16 protein-coding genes and 2 pseudogenes are annotated in these 18,250 nt (G+C 74.1%); 10 read left to right on the top strand and 8 right to left on the bottom strand.

Annotated features, from left to right (window positions below; genetic code table 11):
• Window positions 1-73 precede the first annotated feature (73 nt).
• Entirely contained in the window at window positions 74-2,272 is a 2,199-nt protein-coding gene (locus ACFHWE_RS08635; RefSeq protein ID WP_416600136.1) for a SpoIIE family protein phosphatase, read from the top strand.
• A 19-nt stretch (window positions 2,273-2,291) separates the two neighbouring features.
• Here ACFHWE_RS08635 and ACFHWE_RS08640 read toward each other — a convergent pair whose 3' ends face one another.
• The gene (locus tag ACFHWE_RS08640) at window positions 2,292-2,897 is read right to left on the bottom strand and encodes a response regulator (protein ID WP_416600137.1); all 606 of its coding nucleotides are present in this window, start codon (window positions 2,895-2,897) and stop codon (window positions 2,292-2,294) included.
• Between the two features lie 220 nt (window positions 2,898-3,117).
• On the opposite strand from ACFHWE_RS08640, the gene ACFHWE_RS08645 reads away from it, so the two are divergent.
• Window positions 3,118-4,779: a trypsin-like peptidase domain-containing protein gene (locus ACFHWE_RS08645; protein WP_416600139.1), complete on the top strand. Its 1,662-nt coding sequence runs from the start codon at window positions 3,118-3,120 to the stop codon at window positions 4,777-4,779.
• 88 nt (window positions 4,780-4,867) lie between these two features.
• Here ACFHWE_RS08645 and ACFHWE_RS08650 read toward each other — a convergent pair whose 3' ends face one another.
• From ACFHWE_RS08650 to ACFHWE_RS08660, 3 genes are all read right to left on the bottom strand, one after another.
• Complete coding sequence (locus ACFHWE_RS08650; RefSeq protein ID WP_416600141.1) at window positions 4,868-6,310, bottom strand: sensor histidine kinase; 1,443 nt, start codon at window positions 6,308-6,310, stop codon at window positions 4,868-4,870.
• Window positions 6,307-6,993, bottom strand: a complete 687-nt coding sequence (locus ACFHWE_RS08655; RefSeq protein ID WP_416600143.1) for a response regulator transcription factor — start codon at window positions 6,991-6,993, stop codon at window positions 6,307-6,309. Before ACFHWE_RS08655 ends, ACFHWE_RS08650 begins: the two co-directional genes overlap by 4 nt.
• A 61-nt stretch (window positions 6,994-7,054) precedes the next feature.
• The gene (locus ACFHWE_RS08660) at window positions 7,055-7,984 is read right to left on the bottom strand and encodes an HpcH/HpaI aldolase/citrate lyase family protein (RefSeq protein WP_416600256.1); all 930 of its coding nucleotides are present in this window, start codon (window positions 7,982-7,984) and stop codon (window positions 7,055-7,057) included.
• Between the two features lie 127 nt (window positions 7,985-8,111).
• Between ACFHWE_RS08660 and ACFHWE_RS08665 the strand changes: the two genes are divergently transcribed.
• From ACFHWE_RS08665 to ACFHWE_RS08675, 3 genes are all read left to right on the top strand, one after another.
• Window positions 8,112-10,436, top strand: coding sequence for a molybdopterin-dependent oxidoreductase (locus tag ACFHWE_RS08665; RefSeq protein ID WP_416600145.1), 2,325 nt, complete (start codon window positions 8,112-8,114; stop codon window positions 10,434-10,436).
• A 196-nt stretch (window positions 10,437-10,632) separates the two neighbouring features.
• A complete protein-coding gene (locus ACFHWE_RS08670) occupies window positions 10,633-10,914 on the top strand; it encodes a type II toxin-antitoxin system Phd/YefM family antitoxin (protein WP_416600146.1) in 282 nt (93 codons plus the stop codon).
• A 32-nt stretch (window positions 10,915-10,946) separates the two neighbouring features.
• Complete coding sequence (locus tag ACFHWE_RS08675) at window positions 10,947-11,171, top strand: type II toxin-antitoxin system RelE family toxin (RefSeq protein WP_416600147.1); 225 nt, start codon at window positions 10,947-10,949, stop codon at window positions 11,169-11,171.
• A gap of 4 nt (window positions 11,172-11,175) precedes the next feature.
• Here the strand turns inward: ACFHWE_RS08675 and ACFHWE_RS08680 are convergent, their stop codons facing one another.
• The 3 genes and pseudogenes from ACFHWE_RS08680 to ACFHWE_RS08690 all read right to left on the bottom strand — a co-directional run.
• Window positions 11,176-13,377, bottom strand: a complete 2,202-nt coding sequence (locus ACFHWE_RS08680; protein ID WP_416600148.1) for a PrsW family intramembrane metalloprotease — start codon at window positions 13,375-13,377, stop codon at window positions 11,176-11,178.
• 119 nt (window positions 13,378-13,496) lie between these two features.
• Complete coding sequence (locus ACFHWE_RS08685; protein ID WP_416600150.1) at window positions 13,497-13,640, bottom strand: hypothetical protein; 144 nt, start codon at window positions 13,638-13,640, stop codon at window positions 13,497-13,499.
• 188 nt (window positions 13,641-13,828) lie between these two features.
• Window positions 13,829-14,105, bottom strand: a pseudogene (locus ACFHWE_RS08690) (hypothetical protein); the annotation flags it as partial.
• On the opposite strand from ACFHWE_RS08690, the pseudogene ACFHWE_RS08695 reads away from it, so the two are divergent.
• Window positions 14,098-14,379, top strand: a pseudogene (locus tag ACFHWE_RS08695) (TetR/AcrR family transcriptional regulator); the annotation flags it as partial. The pseudogenes ACFHWE_RS08690 and ACFHWE_RS08695 overlap by 8 nt on opposite strands.
• On the top strand, window positions 14,376-14,861 hold the full coding sequence (locus tag ACFHWE_RS08700) for an NUDIX domain-containing protein (protein ID WP_416600151.1): 486 nt from the start codon (window positions 14,376-14,378) through the stop codon (window positions 14,859-14,861). The pseudogene ACFHWE_RS08695 and the gene ACFHWE_RS08700, both read left to right, overlap by 4 nt.
• A gap of 12 nt (window positions 14,862-14,873) precedes the next feature.
• Here ACFHWE_RS08700 and ACFHWE_RS08705 read toward each other — a convergent pair whose 3' ends face one another.
• The gene (locus tag ACFHWE_RS08705) at window positions 14,874-16,370 is read right to left on the bottom strand and encodes an NAD(P)H-hydrate dehydratase (protein ID WP_416600152.1); all 1,497 of its coding nucleotides are present in this window, start codon (window positions 16,368-16,370) and stop codon (window positions 14,874-14,876) included.
• Window positions 16,371-16,530: 160 nt separating this feature from the next.
• Between ACFHWE_RS08705 and ACFHWE_RS08710 the strand changes: the two genes are divergently transcribed.
• The 3 genes from ACFHWE_RS08710 to ACFHWE_RS08720 all read left to right on the top strand — a co-directional run bounded on the left by ACFHWE_RS08710 (window position 16,531) and on the right by ACFHWE_RS08720 (window position 18,200).
• Window positions 16,531-17,310 carry an N-acetylmuramoyl-L-alanine amidase gene (locus ACFHWE_RS08710; RefSeq protein ID WP_416600153.1) on the top strand — a complete coding sequence of 260 codons (780 nt, stop codon included), beginning with the start codon at window positions 16,531-16,533 and terminating at the stop codon, window positions 17,308-17,310.
• A 106-nt stretch (window positions 17,311-17,416) separates the two neighbouring features.
• Entirely contained in the window at window positions 17,417-17,779 is a 363-nt protein-coding gene (locus ACFHWE_RS08715; protein WP_416600154.1) for a hypothetical protein, read from the top strand.
• Window positions 17,772-18,200 (top strand): hypothetical protein, encoded by a 429-nt coding sequence (locus ACFHWE_RS08720; protein ID WP_416600155.1) that lies wholly within the window; start codon window positions 17,772-17,774, stop codon window positions 18,198-18,200. The genes ACFHWE_RS08715 and ACFHWE_RS08720 overlap by 8 nt, the downstream gene beginning before the upstream one ends.
• Window positions 18,201-18,250: the final 50 nt, after the last annotated feature.

The following is an 18,250-nucleotide window of genomic DNA, read 5'->3' on the forward strand; positions in this document are numbered from 1 at the left end:
CCGACCCGCGTATCGTGGCACTGGCGGCCCTTTCCACCGCCGCCCACGCCCAGCGACGAAGGACACCCCGGTCTTGTCTGCACCAGACGACACGTCCAAGGCCACCCGACACGTGTTCCCGCCCGCCCCGGAAAGCGCGGCGGCGGCTCGGGAGTTCGTCCACGCGCGCCTGCTGGCCTGGGGGGTGCGGGAGCCGCTCGACGACGTGGTCCTGCTCGTCAGCGAACTGGTCACCAACGCCGTGGTCCACGCCCGTTCGCCGCTGGAGGTCGCCCTCCGCCGGGCGGACGGCCAGATCGAGGTGATGGTGACCGACGCGGTGCCCCGCGGCACCGTCCCACAGGCGGGACCCCTGCGGGTGGATGCCTCCGCTCCCCCGGACAACTCCCGCGGCGGCGGCCTCGGCCTGGCCCTGGCCTCGGCCATCGCCTCCAGTTGGGGCGTGAGCTACGGGCACGAGGACAAGGCGGTGTGGTTCCGCGTCCCGGACGGCCCCCGCGGCTCCGCGCCGGGCCGCGCCTCCCTGGAGTCCCCGCCGGTGCGCCGGGTCCCGGAGCGTCCCGCCCGCCCCAGCACGTGGTCGTCGCTGGACACCGCCCTGAAGTCGCGGCTGAGCCTGCCGCAACTGCTGGAGCGGACCGTGGAGACCGCGGCCGTCGCCCTGGGCGGGGACGCGGCCTACATCACCCTGGCCACCTCGGACGAGACCATGTGGGAGGTGCGCTGCGCGGTCGGCCTGACCCACGGCGAGCCCTGGCGCCCGCTGCGGGTGCGCACCGAGGAGACCTTCCCGTCCGCGGCGCCGGAGCCGGGCCCGGTGATCAACGACGATCTGATGATCGCGCGCGCCCACCGGGGCCGGCTCTCCCGTGCCGGAATGCGCTCCCTGGTGACCGCTCCGCTCATCGTGGACGGCCGGGTGACGGGGCTGCTGGGCGTGGCCTCCAAACGCACCCGGCACTTCGGCCCCACGTCTTCACAGCGCCTCCAGGACGGCGCGGACCGCATCGCGCTGCCCGTGGAGCGCGCCCGGCTGGCCGAGGTGGAGCGGGGCCGCAGGGCCTCGCTCAGCTTCCTCGCGGAGGCGAGCGACCTGCTGGCGGGAACCCTGGACGAGCGCATGACCGGTGCGCTGGCCGCACAGCTCATCACCTCGCGCCTGGGCCGGTGGTGCGCCATCCACACCACCAACGAACTGGGCGCTTTCCAGTTGTCGCACGTGGCGCACGGCGACGAGAAGCTCAACGACATCCTCCGCGGCCTGCTGTCCGACATGCACCCGCGCGAGCAGCTCGACCCGACCCCCCTGTGGACCCCGGCGGAGCTGTCCAAGGAGGGGCTGGGCGAGGAGCTCGTCCGCGAACTCGCCCACGGCCCCGCCATCAGCGTGCCGCTGGTGGCGCACGGCCGCGTTCTGGGGTGGATGACGGTCGGCAAGCACGAGTCGGAGGACTTCACCCGCGACGAGGTCGACGTGGCCGACGACCTGAGCAGCCGGGTGGCCTCGGCGATGGAGAGCGCCCGGCTGCACGAGCGGCAGGCCGCCATGAGCGACGCCCTCCAGCGCAGCCTCCTGCCCGCGAAGGAGAAGGAGCCGGTGATCCCCGGCGTGGACCACGCGGTGTTCTACCGGCCGGCGGACGAGAAGAACGTGGTCGGCGGCGACTTCTACGACGTGTTCGCCGCCAACGGCCGGTGGTGCTTCGCGGTCGGGGACGTGTGCGGGACGGGCCCCGAGGCGGCGGCGATCACCGGACTGGCGCGGCACACGCTGCGTGCGCTGGCCAAGGAGGGCTTCTCCCCCGCCTACATCATGCAGCGGCTGAACATGGCGATCCTGGAGGAGAACACCTCCACCCGCTTCCTGACGATGCTGTACGGGGAGCTGTCCCCCATCGCCGGCCCCGAGGGCGGTATCCGGCTGCGGATGGTGTCGGCCGGACACCCGCTGCCGATGCGGCTCAACCCGAGGGGTGAGGTGGCGGCGTTCGGTGCTTCCCAGCCGCTGCTGGGCGCCTTCGAGGACGTGGAGTTCTCGAACGAGAGCGTGGACCTGCGCCCCGGCGAGGTGGTCCTGGCGGTGACCGACGGTGTGACGGAGCGACGCAGCAACTCCGACATGCTCGGGGACGAGGGCCTGATGAAGATCTTCTCCGGCTGCTCCGGGCTGACCGCGCAGGCGGTGATCAGCAGGATCGACCGCGAGCTGGAGGAGTACGCCCCGGGCGGGCACACCGACGACACCGCGATGATGGTGCTGCGCCTGCTGTGAGCCGTCCCGGCCGGGGTCCTCACAGCCAGCCCATGTCCTGGGCGGTGCGGATGGCGGCCATCCGGTTCTCCGCGCCGGTCTTGCCGATGGCGTTGGACAGGTAGTTGCGCACGGTCCCCTCGGTCAGGTGCAGGGCTTGGGCGATCCGGGCGACGGTGGCGCCGTCGGAGGCCGCGCGCAGCACCTCGGCCTCGCGCTCGGTGAGGGGGCTCTCCCCGCCGGCCATCGCGGCGGCGGCGAGGTCGGTGTCGATGTAGCGCCCGCCCCCGTGCACGCGGCGGATGGCGCCGGCCAACTGGTCGACGGGGGCGTCCTTGGCCAGGAAGCCGCGGGCACCGGAGGCCAGGGCGCGGCGCAGGTAGCCCGGACGGGCGAAGCTGGTGAGGATGAGCACGCCGCAATCCGGGGCCCGCTCCTTCAGTGAGACCGCCGCCTCCAGCCCGGTGAGGCCCGGCATCTCGATGTCCAGGACCGCGATGTCGGCACCCTGTTCCAGGACGGCGTCGCCCACCAGGTCGCCCCGGCCGACCTCGGCGACGACGTCGAGGTCCTCCTCCAGGCCCAGCAGCGCGGCGATCGCCCCGCGGACCAGGTGCTCGTCATCGGCCAGAACGATCTTGATCAAGGTCTGCCCTTCCTGTGCGCCGCTTTTATACGGAGGAGGTATGTTTCCATCACAGATAGTGCATATGCGAGACACGGGGGTCGGTGGCCGCCCGGGCCCCACGCGCACCGGAACGACAGGGACTCGAAACCCTGGTATATCGGTCTCTCACCCTGTTCTCACCCGCGCGAACCATCATGGATCCCGTCAGTAGGCATCGTCCCGCAAGTCGGAGGCTGAGTTGAACCCCAACGAACCGAGTGCAGGCCAGGCGGACGGGGACGGCGCTCCCGACGAGCGCCCCGCCCAGACCCCGGATCAGCGCGAGGCCGCCGCCGGGGCGCAGGGGCACTCCCCCCGGTTCGAGGACACCGGGGCCGACCCCGAAACGCCGCGTGAGCAGCCCGCCGGGACCGGAACGACCGGGGAGGCGCCCTCGGGAGAGCCCTTCGCCGGGGCCGCTGACCAGGCGGAGAGCGGACCGCGGTTCGCCCCCACCGGCCGGGGACCGGAGCCCCGCGGCTGGGCGGCGGACCCCGAGGGGCCCGGACAGGCCCCCTACACCTACCCGCCGCCCGGGGCGGCGCACGCACCCGGCTGGAGCCAGGGCCACACCGGCCAGTACGGCCAGCCGGGCCAGCAGTACGGCTCGCACCAGAGCGGCCCCGGTGGACCGTACCCGCCGCACGGTGCCCCCGGGCAATACCCGCAGGGGGGAGAGACCGGAGCCTTCGCCGCGGGCGGCCACCCCGGGTTCGGCGGCGGTCAGCCGCCCTACGGCCCTCCGGCCCCGCCCGCCCCCCGCGGCGGGTCGAGCGGCCGCGGACGGGTTGTCGCCATCGCCGCGATCACCGCGCTGGCCACCAGCCTCGTCGTCGGCCCGATCGCGGCCGCGGGCACCGCCTACCTGCTGCCCGGCGGAGGGTCGATCAGCTCGCTCACCAGCGAGCAGGGCACCACGCCCACCGAGGGCGAGGTCGGAGCCGTCGCCGAGGCCGTCCTCCCCAGCGTGGTCTCCATCCAGACCGTCAACGGGAGCGGCAGCGGCGTGATCATCTCCTCCGACGGCGAGATCCTCACCAACGCGCACGTCGTGGAGGCCGCCACCCAGAGCGGCGGCCCCCTCCAGGTGCAGTTCAACGACGGCACGACGGCGACCGCGCGGGTCCTGGGTTCGGACACCGTCTCCGACATCGCGGTGATCCAGGCGGAGGGGCGCACCGGCCTCCAGGCCGCGACCCTCGGCGACTCCGACCAGGTGGGCGTGGGCGGCGACGTGGTCGCGATCGGTTCGCCGCTGGGCCTGTCCGGCACGGTGACCTCCGGCGTGGTCAGCGCGCTCGACCGGCCGGTCAACACGGGCGTGATCGAGAGCGCCGCCGGCCAGACCTCCACCGTGATCAACGCGATCCAGACCGACGCGGCGATCAACCCCGGCAACTCCGGCGGGCCGCTGGTGAACCTGAACGGCGAGGTGATCGGGATCAACACCGCGATCGCCGGGCTCTCGGAGGAGAGCGGTTCGGTCGGCCTGGGCTTCGCCATCCCCATCAACCACGTCCGCCCCATCGCCGAACAGCTCATCGAGGAGGGCAGCGCCACCTACTCCGCGATCGAGGCGACCATCACCGGAAGCAGCACCGGTGGGGCGACGGTCGTCGAGGTCAGCGAGGGCGGCGCCGCCGACCGGGCCGGGATCGAGGCCGGGGACGTCGTCGTGGGTGTGGACGGCGAGGTCGTGACCTCACCGGACCAACTGATCGCGCTGATCCGGTCGCACCGGCCCGGCGACGAGGTGACCTTCGAGGTGCTCAAGCAGGGTTCGGGAGAGGAGCAGGAGGTGATGGTGACGCTCGGGGAGCAGACCTCCTCCTCCGTCCGCTCGGGCGAGGACGGGAACTGATCCCGCGCCACCGACCCGCGAGCAAGGGGACGGCCGCGGCCACGGGGGCCGGCCGTCCCCTTTTCCGTCGCCGCGGCGCCGACTGCGGTCAGTCGTGCTGTTCCGATGGTGTGTGCAGCGGCAGTGCGAACCCGACGACCGCGCCACCGCCCTCCCGGTTGCGGGCGGACACCGTGCCCCCGTGGTCGAGCGCGATGTCGCGGACCATGGCCAGACCGAGCCCCGAACCGGGCAGGGCGCGCGCCTCCGTGGTCCGGTAGAACCGGTCGAAGACCCGGCCCAGCTCGTCCGGGCCGATCCCCGGCCCCCGGTCGAGGACCTCCACCGCCCCGCACCGGACCCTGATCTCGATGGGGGCCGTGCCCTCGGCGTCGAACTTGGCGGCGTTCTCCACCGGGTTGGCGACCGCGCGCTCCAGGGCCCCCGGACGCCCCCAGACCACGCTGTCGTCCGCGTCCACGACGATCTCGCGTCCGGTGCGCCTGCGGGTCCTGGCCGCGACGCGCTCGGCGACCCCGCGCAGCTCCACCGCGCTCCGGGGCTCGTCCTCCCGCTCGCCGGTGGCCAGCCCCACGAGTTCGTTGACCAGGGAGGTGAGCTCACGCGTCTCACCGCGCAGGTCGTCGATGAGCCGTCCGCGCGCCTCGGGGCTGAGCCGGTCCACCCGGTCCAGAATCTGGACGTTCGTGTACAGGCTGGTCAAAGGGGTGCGCAGTTCGTGGGCGGCGTCCTGCACCAGCCTGCGCTGCTCCTCCTTGGACCGGGCGAGGCGGGCGAGCATGGCGTCGAAGGCGCTGCCGAGACGGCCCACCTCGTCGCGGTCGGCCCCGCCCCGCTCCGGTGTGACCGTGTCGAGCCGACCCGTGGAGCTGACGTACTCGGCGGCGTCGGTGAGGCGGACCAGGCGGCGCGTGGTGCGGCGGCCCATGAGCCAGCCGGTGCCCGCGGCGGCCAGGGCCACCAGCGCCCCGGCCCACAGGATCTGGGTGGCGAGCCGGTCGATGATCTGCTCGCTCGGGGACAGCGGCTGGAGCAACTGGACCGCGCCGCCGCCACCGCCGATGGAGACCGTCGCCAGTCGGAAGGTGCGGCCGTCCACGGTCACCTCGCGCGTCTCGTGCACACCGGGCTCCCCGGATCCGGCGACCGCCAGATCCCGGTCGGTGAGGGGGGCGACGACCACGTGGTCGAGGTCGGCGGGCGGGACCCGGCGTTCGCCGTCGGGGCTCAGGTACTGGGCCTGGAAGCGTTCGCTGGAGGTGATGAGGAGCCTGGAGCCGACCGCCTCGGCCGCACCGGACTCGTATCCGGCCACGAGTTCGTCGGACAACTGCCGTACCGTGCCGTCGAACTCCCCCTGGGCGTCGGCCCGGATGAGGGAGGCCGCGGTCGAGTAGGCGAGGGCGCCCACGAGGACGACGGTCGCGGCGGCCACGAGCGCGAACAGGACGGCGAAGCGGGTGCCCAGCCGCCAGTCCCGGGGGCGCCTCAGGGGTCCGCGCGGGATCGGGCACCGGCGCGCGGCACTCACCGGCGGAGCGTGTAGCCGACGCCGCGCACGGTCTGGATGAGCCCGTCGTCACCCAGTTTCCGGCGCAGGTAGCTGATGTACACGGCCAGGTTCTTGGACTCGGGGCCGAAGTCGTAGCCCCAGATGCGGTCGTAGATGGTGACGTGGTCGAGGACGATCCCGGCGTTGCGGACCAGCAGTTCGAGGAGGTCGAACTCGGTCTTGGACAGGTCGATCTCGCGTTCGGCGTACCAGACCCGGCGGGCGAGCGGGTCCAGGCGCAGCCCGCCGACCCGGAGCGGCCCCTCCTGCGCCCCCTCCTCCGTGACGGGGGCGGCCCTGCGCAGAAGGGCCCGCAGCCGTGCCAGGAGTTCGTCGAGTTCGAAGGGTTTGGCGAGGTAGTCGTCGGCGCCCGCGTCGAGGCCGGCCACCCGGTCGGGGGTCTCCACGCGCGCGGTGAGCATGAGGATCGGGGTGCGGTCGCCCTCGGCGCGCAGGACGCGTGCCACGCCCAGGCCGTCGACGCCGGGCATCATGACGTCGAGGATGAGCAGGTCGACCGGGCCCGCGTGTACGGAGGCGAGCGCCTGGACCCCGTCCTCCACCGTGCGCACCTCGTACCCCTCCAGTTGGAGGGCGCGTTCCAGTGAGTCCCTGATCGCCCGGTCGTCGTCGGCGACCAGGACCGTGGCTACGGCTTCCATGGCGCCATGGTCCACCATCGGGGTGAGAGGCCGGTAAGAGGCGCGCGTGCCGGGGGCCGGGTCAGGGTGTGCGCTTCATCCCGGCCGCACGGCCCTTGCCGGCCACCACGAGGGCCATCTTGCGCGAGGCCTCGTCGAGCATCTCGTCACCGAGCATGACGGCGCCACGGCGGTCGACGGTGGTGGCGTGCTCGTAGGCGTCCAGGATGCGTTCGGCGTGGTCGTAGTCCTCCTGGGAGGGGGTGTAGGCCTCGTTGGCAGCCGCCACCTGGAGGGGGTGCAGCACCCATTTGCCGTCGAACCCCAGGGCGGCGGTGCGCCCGGCGGAGCGACGGAAGGCGTCCACGTCCCTGATCTGGAGGTAGGGGCCGTCGACGGCCTGGAGACCGTGCGCCCGCGCGGCGGTGAGGATGCGCATGAGCACGTAGTGGTAGGCGTCGCCGGTGTCGTAGCCGGGCGGCTGCTCCCCCACGACCAGGGTCCGCATGTTGAGCGAGGCCATGAAGTCGGCGGGCCCGTAGACGAGGGACTCCAGCCGGGGCGAGGCGGCGGCGATCGCGTCGATCTCCGTCAGGCCGCGCGCGTCCTCGATCTGCGCCTCGATCCCGATCCGGCCGACCGGGAGCCCGGCGGCGCGTTCGATCTGGGTGAGGAGCGTGTCGAGCCAGTGCACGTCGCGCGCGGAGGTGGTCTTGGGCAGGACGAGGCAGTCCAGGTTCGCTCCGGCGCCCTCCACGACGGAGATCACGTCCCGGTAGGCCCAGGGGGTGGAGGCGTCGTTGACGCGCACGGAGCGCACCTTGCCGCCCCAGCCGCCCTCGTTGAGCGCGGTGACGGCGGTCTCCCGCGCCGCCTCCTTCTCCAAAGGGGCGACCGCGTCCTCCAGGTCGAGGAAGAACGCGTCGGCGTCCAGGCCCCGCGCCTTCGCCACGAACCGGGGGTTGGATGCCGGGACGGCGAGTACCGACCTGCGCGACCTGAGTTCACCCATCGACTCCTCTTCCTCCCGGGTGCCGTGCGCCACGTCCGCACGGCCCATCATGGCACCGCACCGTGCGTAGGGTGTGCTCCGGGGCGGCGTGACACGCCCCGGTTGCCGCCACGACCAGGAGATGCGCATGTCCGCCACGTCCCACCCGACCAGCGCCCACTGGGGCAGTTACCGGGTGCTCGTCGACGACGGCCGCGTGGTGGGGGTGCGCCCGGACCCCGAGGACCCGGCGCCCTCCCCAGTGATGGCCAACACTCCGGGGGCGCAGCACCACGCCTCGCGGGTGGCGCGCCCCGCGGTGCGCCGCCGGTGGCTGGAGCACGGCCCGGGGCCGGACCCCCGCCGGGGCGATCCCGGCGACGCCTACGTCGAGGTGGAGTGGGCGACCGTCCTGGACGTGCTCGCGCGCGAACTGGACCGGGTGCGCACCGAGCACGGCAGCGCCGCGATCTACGGGGGCTCCTACGGCTGGGGCAGCGCGGGCCGGGTGCACCACGCCCAGAGCCTGCTGCACCGGTTCCTCAACACGATCGGCGGGTACACGCGCTCGCGGACGACCTACAGCCACGGGGCCGTGGAGGTGCTCATGCCGCACCTGCTGGGCACCCCCGCCGCCAACCGGCTGCTGCACCGTGCCCCGTCGTGGACGGCGATCGCCGAGCACACGGACCTGCTGGTGAGTTTCGGCGGGCTGCGGGTGTCCAACACGTGGACGTCCTCGGGCGGGCGCGGCGCGCAGACTGCCGCGCCCGCGATGCGCGCCGCCGCGGAGGCGGGGGTGGAGCTGGTGTCGGTGTCGCCCCTGGCCGACGACACCGCCGAGGACTCGGGGGCCGAGCACCTCTCCCTGGTCCCGGGAACCGACACCGCGGTGATGCTGGCCCTCATGCACGTGCTGTTCGCCGAGTCCCTGGCCGACACCGCGTTCCTGGACCGGTACACGGTGGGCGCCGACCGGATCCGCGCGTACGTGGCGGGCGAGCGCGACGAGCACGGCCGCCCCGGCGGCGTGGAGCGCTCACCGGAGTGGGCGGCGGGCGTCAGCGGGGTACCCGCCGGGGAGATCCGGGCGCTGGCGCGGCGCATGGCGGGGCGGCGCACCCTGGTGAACGTGGGCTGGTCGGTCCAGCGCGCCCGGTTCGGCGAGCAGCCGCTGTGGGCGGGGCTGGCGCTGGCGTGCTGCCTGGGTCAGGTGGGCCTGCCGGGCGGCGGGTTCGCCTCGGGCTACGGGTCCATGGGCAACTACGGGGGCGGGTCGACCCCGCTGGGGCTGCCGCGGATGCCGCAGGGAAACAACCCGGTGGACTCCTTCATCCCGGTGGCGCGTGTGGCGGACATGCTGCTGCACCCGGGCGAGGCGTACCGGTTCGACGGCCGGGACCTGCGCTACCCGGACGTGCGGCTGGTGTACTGGGCGGGCGGGAACCCGTTCCACCACCACCAGGACCTGGCGCGGCTGAGCCGGGCGTTCGGCCGGGCGGAGACCGTGGTGGTGCACGAGACGCACTGGACGGCCACGGCGCGGCACGCCGACATCGTGGTCCCGGCGACGACGGTGCTGGAGCGCGACGACCTGGCCGCGAGCCAGGGGGACCTGTCGGTACGGGCGATGCCGCGCGCGGTGGCCCCGCACGGGCAGGCACGCGACGAGTACGACACCTACGCCGACCTGGCCAAACGGCTGGGGGTGCGCGAGGCGTTCACCGAGGGCCGCACGAGCGGGGAGTGGCTGCGGCTGGTGTACGGGCGCTGGCGGTCGATGCTGGCCCGGCACGGGCTGGAGGTTCCCGGGTTCGAGGAGTTCTGGGAGCGCGGCCGGGTGGAGATGCCCGGCCGGGTGGAGGACGAGGCGCTGCTGGGTGGGTTCCGCGCCGACCCGGAGGGGAGTCCGCTGCGCACGCCGAGCGGGCGGATCGAGCTGTTCTCGGAGGCCATCGCCTCCTTCGGGTACGAGGACTGCCCCGGCCACCCGGTGTGGCTGCCCTCCCCCGCGGTCGCCGAGGACGACGCGTGGCCGCTGGTGCTGCTCGCCAACCAGCCGAGCGGGCGTCTGCACAGCCAGCAGGACATGGGCGCGCACAGCGCCGCGCAGAAGGTCCGCGGGCGGGCGCCGCTGCGGATGCACCCCGACGACGCGCGGGCGGCCGGGGTGGCCGACGGCGACGCGGTGCGGGTGAGCGGCCCGCGGGGCTCGTGCCTGGCGGGGCTGGTGGTCAGCGACGCGCTGCGGCCGGGGGTGGTGCAGCTGTCGACGGGCGCCTGGTACGACCCCTCGGCGGAGGGGGTGACGTGCGCGCACGGCAACCCGAACGCGCTGGCCGAGGACGTGGGGACCTCGTCGCTGGCCCAGGGGTGCACGGGCCAGCTGGTGCGGGTGCGCGTGGAGCCCTGGAGGGGTCCGCTGCCGCCGGTGCGTGCGTTCGAGCCGCCGAGGGGTGTCGCCTCGGTGTGACACGTCCGTGATGTGATCCGCCCTGCCGTCGAGGTTCGCCCCAGGGAGAACCCGGGGCCCGAGGTTCGCCTTGAGGCGAACCTCGGGCCACCGCCGCGCACGCCCGGTCCTATACGGTGCTGGAGCCGGTCGGCACACCGCCCCTTACCACCCATAATCATGGACGGAATAGCGACCGGTCGTTATCATGGCCTCCATGGAAACCATTCCCATCACCGAAGCCAAGACCAGAATCGCCGAACTGGCCGACCGCGCCCAGCGTGAACACGCCGACTACACGTTCACCAAGAACGGCCGACCGGCCGTCGTGATGATGTCAGTGGCCCAGTACGAGTCCATGATGGAGACGCTGAGCATCCTCGCCGACCCGGAGACCCGCGCAGACCTGGCCGAGTCCGCGGACACCGAGGAGTTCACCAGCGAGGAGGAGATGGCCGACCTGATGGACGCACGGCTCGGTAAGGATTCCGCCGCGTGAGGATCGCCTACACACGGACTGCCAGGTGCGCCTTGACCGAGGATCTTCCCGAAGCAGTGGCCTCCGCCGCCTACGAGTTCATCAGCGGCCCGTTGCGCGAGAGCCCGTGGCGCGTAGGCAAACCCCTCGAAGAACCCTTCCGCGGACTGCACACAGCAAGGCGCGGAACCTACCGCATCATCTACAGGATCCGACCGGACAAGGAGGTGATCGAGATCCACTCGATCCGTCACCGACGGGACGCCTACCGCTCCTGACCCGTCAGCGGACGAGCAGGCGGTCCACCCGCCTGGGCAGCACCAACCCGGCCAGGCCCAGGACCGCGTACCCCGCCTGGCCGGGGGCGAGCATCCCCAGAACCACACCGGTGTTGGCGCCGGGCGAGCGCAGGAACTCGCCCATGCGGGGGTGGGTGTAGGGCACGCCGTTGCCGGACACCAGCAGCGTGAGCGCGGCGGCGAGCGCCAGGGCGGCCCACACGGTGTCGCCCGGGTCCAGGCCGACCGCCCAGGTCTGGATCCGGTCGAGGGCCAGCAGCGCGTAGGCGGGATCGCCCGCGGGCACGGCGCCCGTGGCCGCCACTACCGTGAACGCCACCGCGGCGAGGGAGGCGACCACCGCCATCCCTCCCGTCACACCGCCGGTGGCGGCGAGGCCGAGCCGGATGGCCAGGCTGTGGGCGCTCCTGGTGAGGTCCTCGCGGGCGGGGTAGCCGCGCCAGGGCCGTCCCTGCGAACGCGCCTCGCCCATCGCGTTGGCGCGCCGCCACCGCACGAACCGCCAGGTGTCGCACAGGGCGGCAGGGCCCCTGCGCGCGGCGATGACCATCACGGCCATCTCGTGCGCGATCATCGACACCGTCGTGGCGAGCGTGACCGGCAGGTCCGCCCAGAACAGCGCGGCCCGGCGGAACACCGGCGCGATGTCGCCCGGCACCCGGACCCGGGCGGAGATGGAGCGCCCCCACGCACGGCGCCGCAGCCGTGCGAGGGGCGGCTGGCCGGGCAGCGGCGGGGTGCTCTCCGCGGCCGTGGCGATCAGCCGGTAGTCCAGGGCCACCGCGCACAGCAGCGCCGCCGCCAGCAGCCACGGGGTGAGCACGCCTCCCCCGAAAAGGCCGTGGAGGAGGTCCGTGGCCGGGTGCAGCGCGGCCCCCGCCAGCACGGCGTTGAGGTTCAGGTGGTCGAGGAAGGCCGTGATCAGGGCGGCGGCGGGCAGCAGCCACAGCCATCCGCCGTAGCGGCGGCCGACGACCGCCAGCCCCAGGGCGGCGCCCACCAGGCCGCTGGTCACGGCGTGCCCGGCGAACACGGCGAGGACGGCCCCGTCGGGGGCGGAGAGGGTGCTGCCGCCGAGCACGCCCGTACCGGAGGGGGCGCCCGCGCCGAGGGAGACCTCGGTGAGCAGGCGCTCGGCGAGCTGGAACCCGGTTCCGGAGGCCGCGGCCAGGAGCAGGAAGTCGACGGCGGCCAGGCGCCGCGCCCGGCGCCGCGCCCGGCGGCGCGCCACCAGCGCCAGCACCGCCAGCGGCAGGAGTTTGCCCAGCTCCTCGATCGGCACGGCGACGTAGGTGTGCCCGGCCACGCCGTAGGGTTCGGCACCCAGCGCCGCGATCAGCGCGGACTCGGCCGCCGCGATCGGCCACAGCAGCAGGGCCCCGAGCGCGACGCCCCTGAGCAGGGTCGCGAAGGAGAGCGTCCGGGAGCGGGCAAAGAGCGCCAGGAGAAGCAGCGGGACGAACGCGGCCAGCAGCGCGGGAAGGACGGCGTCCAGCCCGGGGACGGCCAGGGGCGCGGCCAGTAGGACGACGAGCGCGATCCACCCCCACGCCCCCCGCAGGGCGCGCAGGGCGCGCAGGGCGCGGACGGTGCGCGGCGAACCGGTACGGGCGCGCTCGGGGACGCAGGCGAGGCGTTCGGCGAGGTCCGGGCCGGGGACGCGTGCGGCCTTGGCGTGGCGGGCCCCGGGTTCGACGCACTGGTAGAGCTGCGCTGCGCGGACGAGGTTGGATCCGCCGTCGTTGCGGGCCCGCGCGGCGAAGGTCGCACGCATGTGGGGGATGTCGGCGCCCACGAGGGCGCGGACGAAGTCGGCGGGCCCGGCCGCGACGGTGAGTTCGTCGGCGGCCACCAGGACGGCGGCGGAGAAGTCCTCGACGCAGACGAGGAAGTCCGTGGGCTCGGTGCCCCACCCCCGGACGAGGTCGAGGAGGGTGTCGGTGTCGGGCGGGATCTCCGTGACCGGCTCGTAGGAGAACTCGGCGCGCGTGCGGCAGACCAGGAGTCGCTCGACGCCCAGGGCGCGCCCGGCCTCGACGATCCCGCGGATGAGGTTGCGGTCGCGCGGGACGACGAAGGGGGTCGTGACCTTGCCGCCGGCCCTGACCCAGTGGGGGTCGAACTCGGTGGCGCCGGCGCAGACGCGCAGGACGAGGTCCCGCGCGAGCATGGCCTGTTCTTCCATGGGGGTCCTCGTACGTGCTGGGGGGCGGGTCCGCCGTGTCTCCCGGGGCGTCCCGGACCGAGCATAACGGCGTGCGGCACCCGGCGAACAGCCGGTGTCCCCGGCCGGGAAGCGCCGGTTCACGCCTCCGCCCTGTCGGACGGGCGTCGCGCGGGCCGGGGGCCGGGGCCGAAGGCGTCGGAGCACAGTTGGACGAAGTGCCGCGGGCCGGGCAGGTCGAGGGCCCAGCCGGTGAGCGCCCAGCCGAGGCTGAGGTGCTCCATCGCACGGGCCAGGGCGGCGGTGCCGCTCCAGCGCGGCCCCCGGGGAGTTCGTAGGTGAGCCGGTGCAGCAGCTCGGGGTGCTCGGCGGCGGGGCGAATGTCGAGTGCGACCGGCGCGCGGAGGGTGATCCACACGGCCAGGGAGCGGCACGGGGAGCACCCGGTGTCGACGAACAGGACGCCCCGGGCACGGCCGGGGGTGAACTCCACGGTGCGGCGGTCACCGACCGCCAGGCCCTCACCGCGGGCGCCGACCGGTTCGGGGAAGGGGACGGCGCGCAGGAAGAGCGCCTCGAACCCGGGGTACTCCGGCGGGTGCGGCCAGGGCTGCGGCGACCGCGCCGGGGTCCGCGTCGACGAACACACCGCCCTCTCCGGTGCCCGCCGTGGGCAGGAGGGTGGAGCCGCCCACGCCCTCCAGGGCCAGCGCGAACAGCAGCGGGACGGAGAGCAGGGCATGGCGCGAACCCTGGATCGCCCTCGTCGAACGGGAGTGGGAGCGGGTACTGGGCGGCTCCGCCCTCGGCAGGCTGCTGCCCGCCAAGGAGGTGGCCTACGGCGCGATCACCTACTACCTGGGCGTCAACCTGTTCTCGGTGCTGGACGAGGACCACACGCGCACCGAGGCGGTCCTCGGCCTGGCGTCGGAGCTGTCCCCGCGCGCGAGGCTGCTCACCCTGCGCATGCCCCGCAGGGGAAAGCCCGGGGGCGTAGGGTCTCCTGAGGAGGAGGACGCATGAACATCGAGGTGGCACCGGGGATCGAGTTCCCGGACACGGCCGACGGACGGACCTGGGTGGCGGGCGCCGTGATCGCCGACCCCCGGGGCAGGGTGTTCGCCCAGCGCCGCTCCCCCACACGCAAGGTGTTCCCGCACTGCTGGGACATCGTCGGCGGCCACGTCGAACCGGGCGAGACGATGCTGCAAGGGCTGGCGCGCGAGATCGGGGAGGAGACCGGCTGGCGCCTGACCGCGGTGCTCACGGAGCTGTTCTCCCTGGACTGGGACCCGGGCGACGGTGTGACGCGCAGCGAGGTCGACTACCTGGTGCGGGTCGAGGGCGACCTGTCGGCGCCCCGGCTGGAGCCGGACAAGCACACGGACTTCCTGTGGGTGGACGACGACAGCGTGGGCGTGCTGCGCGACGACCGCGACCCCGGCGACTACTTCATCACCGACGTCGTCCAGAAGGGCCTCGACGCCGCCCGCCGCCTGGCGTAGGCACGGCGGCGCTCATTCCACCCGATAGACCTCGTCGAGGGCCAGGGACAGCCCGTCCCACAGGTCCGTCGCACTGACCGGAGCACCTCCCCGGGCCAGCGCCGCCGCGCGCCCGTGCAGGTAGGCACCGCACGCCGCCGCCTCGTACGGCGGCAGCCCGCCCGCCATCAGCGCGCCGACCGCCCCCGCCAGCACGTCGCCCGAACCCGCCGCGGCCAGCAACGGCGTCCCCGTCGGGTTGGCGATCACGGGCAGGCCCGGCTGGGCGATGACGGTGGTCGAGCCCTTGAGCAGCACCGTGCACCCGAACCTCTCCGCCGCCCGCCGCACGTGCTCCAGCCGCCGCGCCTCGATCTCCTCGCGCTCGCAGCCCGGCAGCAGGCGGGCGAGTTCCCCGGCGTGCGGGGTCAGCAGCGTGTGCGCGGTCCGCTCGCGCAGGGTGTCGGCGAGCGGGACGTGCCCGTTGCCGCCGAGCAGGGTCAGCGCGTCCGCGTCGATGAGCAGCGGGCAGTCGCTGTCCAGGACGGCGTGGAGTTCGTCGATGTTGGCCGGCTGCGTCCCCCGGCCCGGCCCGATCACGAGCGCCGCCGCGCGGCCGGGGTCGAGCCTGGTGCTGCTCCTGGGGTCGAGCTCCTCGGCCACCGTCTCCGGCCAGCGGGCCAGGACCTCGTCGACGGCCGCGGCGGCACCGCCGTAGCGGACCATCCCCACACCGGTGCGCAGCGCTCCCCCGACGGTGAGCACCGCCGCGCCCCGGTAGCGGTCCGATCCGGCCCGCACCGCCAGCAGCCCTCTGCGGTACTTGTCGCTCTCCGCGCCCGGCCGGGGCAGGAGCGCCGCCACGTCCTCGGCCCGGGGGACGAGCAGCGCGGGGCCGCCGAGCTCCGGTGCCAGGCCGATGTCCACGAAGCGCACCCGCCCCGCCCGCGCGGCGCCGGGGTCGACGAACAGTCCGGGCTTGCGCGCGCCGAAGGTGACGGTGGTGTCGGCGCGCACGGCGTGCCCGGGCACCTCGCCGGTGTCGGCGTCCACGCCACTGGGCAGGTCGACGGCGACGACGGGCGCCCGCGTGTTCGCCGTGAGCACCGCCAGGGTGGCGTAGGGCTCGCGCAGCCCGCCGCGCCCGCCGATGCCCAGCATGCCGTCGACGACGAGGTGGGCGCCGAAGAGCTCCGCAGCGCCGTCCGGTTCGCCCTCGAACGGGCGTGCGCGCCCGCCCGCCGCGCGCAGCGCCGCCAGGCCGCCCTCGTGGGCGCGCGCACCGGCGAGCAGGGCGCGCACGGACGCCCCGCGCGCCGCCAGGGCCGCGCCCGCGTAGAGGGCGTCCCCGCCGTTGTCGCCGCTTCCGACCAGCAGCACCACGCGCGCCCCGTACACGCGGGGCAGCAGGCGAGCGCACTCCAGCGCCAGGCCGGTGGCGGCCCGGCGCATGAGCGTCCCCTCGGGCACGCGGGCCATGAGCGCGTGTTCGGCCTCGCGGACGGCGTCGACGGTGTGCGCGGACAGCACAGGGCCACCTCCCGGAACGGTTGGTCCCATCGTGCCGTACGAGGGCCGCCGCGCACGTGCGCCGCCACGCCCGAAGGTCTCGGTGACCCCGCAGGCCACATCAGTACCCAAAGTAGGGAAACGGCTACTCTTGGGCGTGTCCCCTTGTCACAATGGCCCTATGCCTCGACCGCGCCTGTACGTCTCCCGTTCGGACCTGGGCTGGGGTCCCACCCCGGCGTCGTACGCCGATCCCAAGTCCGGCCTGGTCATCCACTACGACAGCGTCGACCAGGGGCTCGCCGCCGCCCCCCACGCGGCGTGCCTCGACTACTGGCGGCGCACCCGCGCCTTCCACACCGGCCCGCGGCGCCGCTGGGCCGACCTGGCCTACTCGTTCCTGTGCTGTGCGCACGGCTACGTGGTCGAGGGGCGCGGCCTGTACCGGCAGCAGGCCGCCCAGCCGGGCGGCAACTCCACCCACTACTCGGCGACCCTGGCCACCGGCCCGGGGGACCCCGTTACCCCGGAGCAGATCGACGCCGTGCGCCTGCTGCGGGCGTGGCTGATGGAGCCCGACACCTCCGTCGCGGGCACGGTGCTGGGGCACCGCGACTTCGTGTCCACGTCCTGCCCCGGCGACACGGCCTACGCACTGGTGCGCGACGGCACGTTCACCCGGCCTCCCGGGGCCGGAACGGAAGGAGACGACATGCTCGGACTCAAGAGGGGCGACCGGGGGCAGCGCGTCACCCTGCTCCAGCAGATGCTCCTGTACGCGGGAGGCCGCCTGCCCGTCCACGGCGTGGACGGCGACTACGGGTCGGAGACCGCCGACGCGGTGCTGTCCGTGCGCAGGAGCATGGGCTCCTCGGTCACGAGCGGCGACGAGATCACCGGCTACGCGCTCGCGCAGATCCACGCCGCGGTGGCCCGCCGCCAGGCCGGGGCGGTGAGCTGACCCCTCCCCTGGGGTCCGCCGGGGCCGCCCCGGGTACTACGCTGTGTCGTAGACGAAGCGGGGCCGCTGACATGGGCGGACACCGGGGAGCACGAGTGGAGGCGGCGTGGTCGACTGGCTGACCATGACAATCCAGATGGCATCGCTGGCCATGGCCGGATGGTGCCTCGTCTCGACCTTCCGCGACCAGCCGATGCTGGTACCGCACCTGGTCGGCATGGGCCTGCTCTGGCTGCTGGTGATCGGCCAGGGCGTGGTCTCCACCGTGGCGCTCATCGGCGGTGAGGGGCCTGAGGAGACGGTGATGTACGTGTCCTACCTGGCCACCGTCGTCCTGCTGCCCCCGGCCTGCGCCGTGTGGGGGTTCATGGAGCGCAGCAAGTGGGGCTCCGCCGTCATCGCCTTCGCCTGCCTGGTCCTGCCGGTGCTCATGGTCCGCCTCGAACAGCTCTGGAACCCCGTTGTCTGACCCCACGGCACCCGACAAGGCCCTGCGTGCCGGGCCCGGACGGCTCCTGGTGGCCGTCTACTCGGTGTTCGCGCTGGCCGCGACCGCGCGCGGTACCTACCAGCTCGCCACGAGGTTCGACGAGGCCCCGGCCGCCTACCTGCTGTCCGTGTTCGCCGGAGCGGTCTACCTCGTGGCGGCCGTCGGCCTGGCCCGCGCGGGGCGGACCTCGCGCCGGGTCGCACTCGTCTCGTGCGCGGTCGAGGCCGTCGGCGTCGTCGCGGTCGGGGCCGTCGGCCTCCTGGCGCCCTCGCTCTTCCCCGACGACACGGTGTGGTCGGGCTTCGGCGCGGGCTACGGCTACGTCCCCCTGGTGCTGCCCTTCCTGGGGCTGTGGTGGATCCTCACGGTGCACCGAAAGGACCGCGTGCGAGCCGTGTGACCTGCGCCCTTCTCCGAGGGGCGGTTCCACAGCCGGAGGAACCAGCGGAC

It is taken from the genome of Nocardiopsis sp. LOL_012, from assembly GCF_048060475.1.
Taxonomy (GTDB): Bacteria; Actinomycetota; Actinomycetes; order Streptosporangiales; family Streptosporangiaceae; genus Nocardiopsis.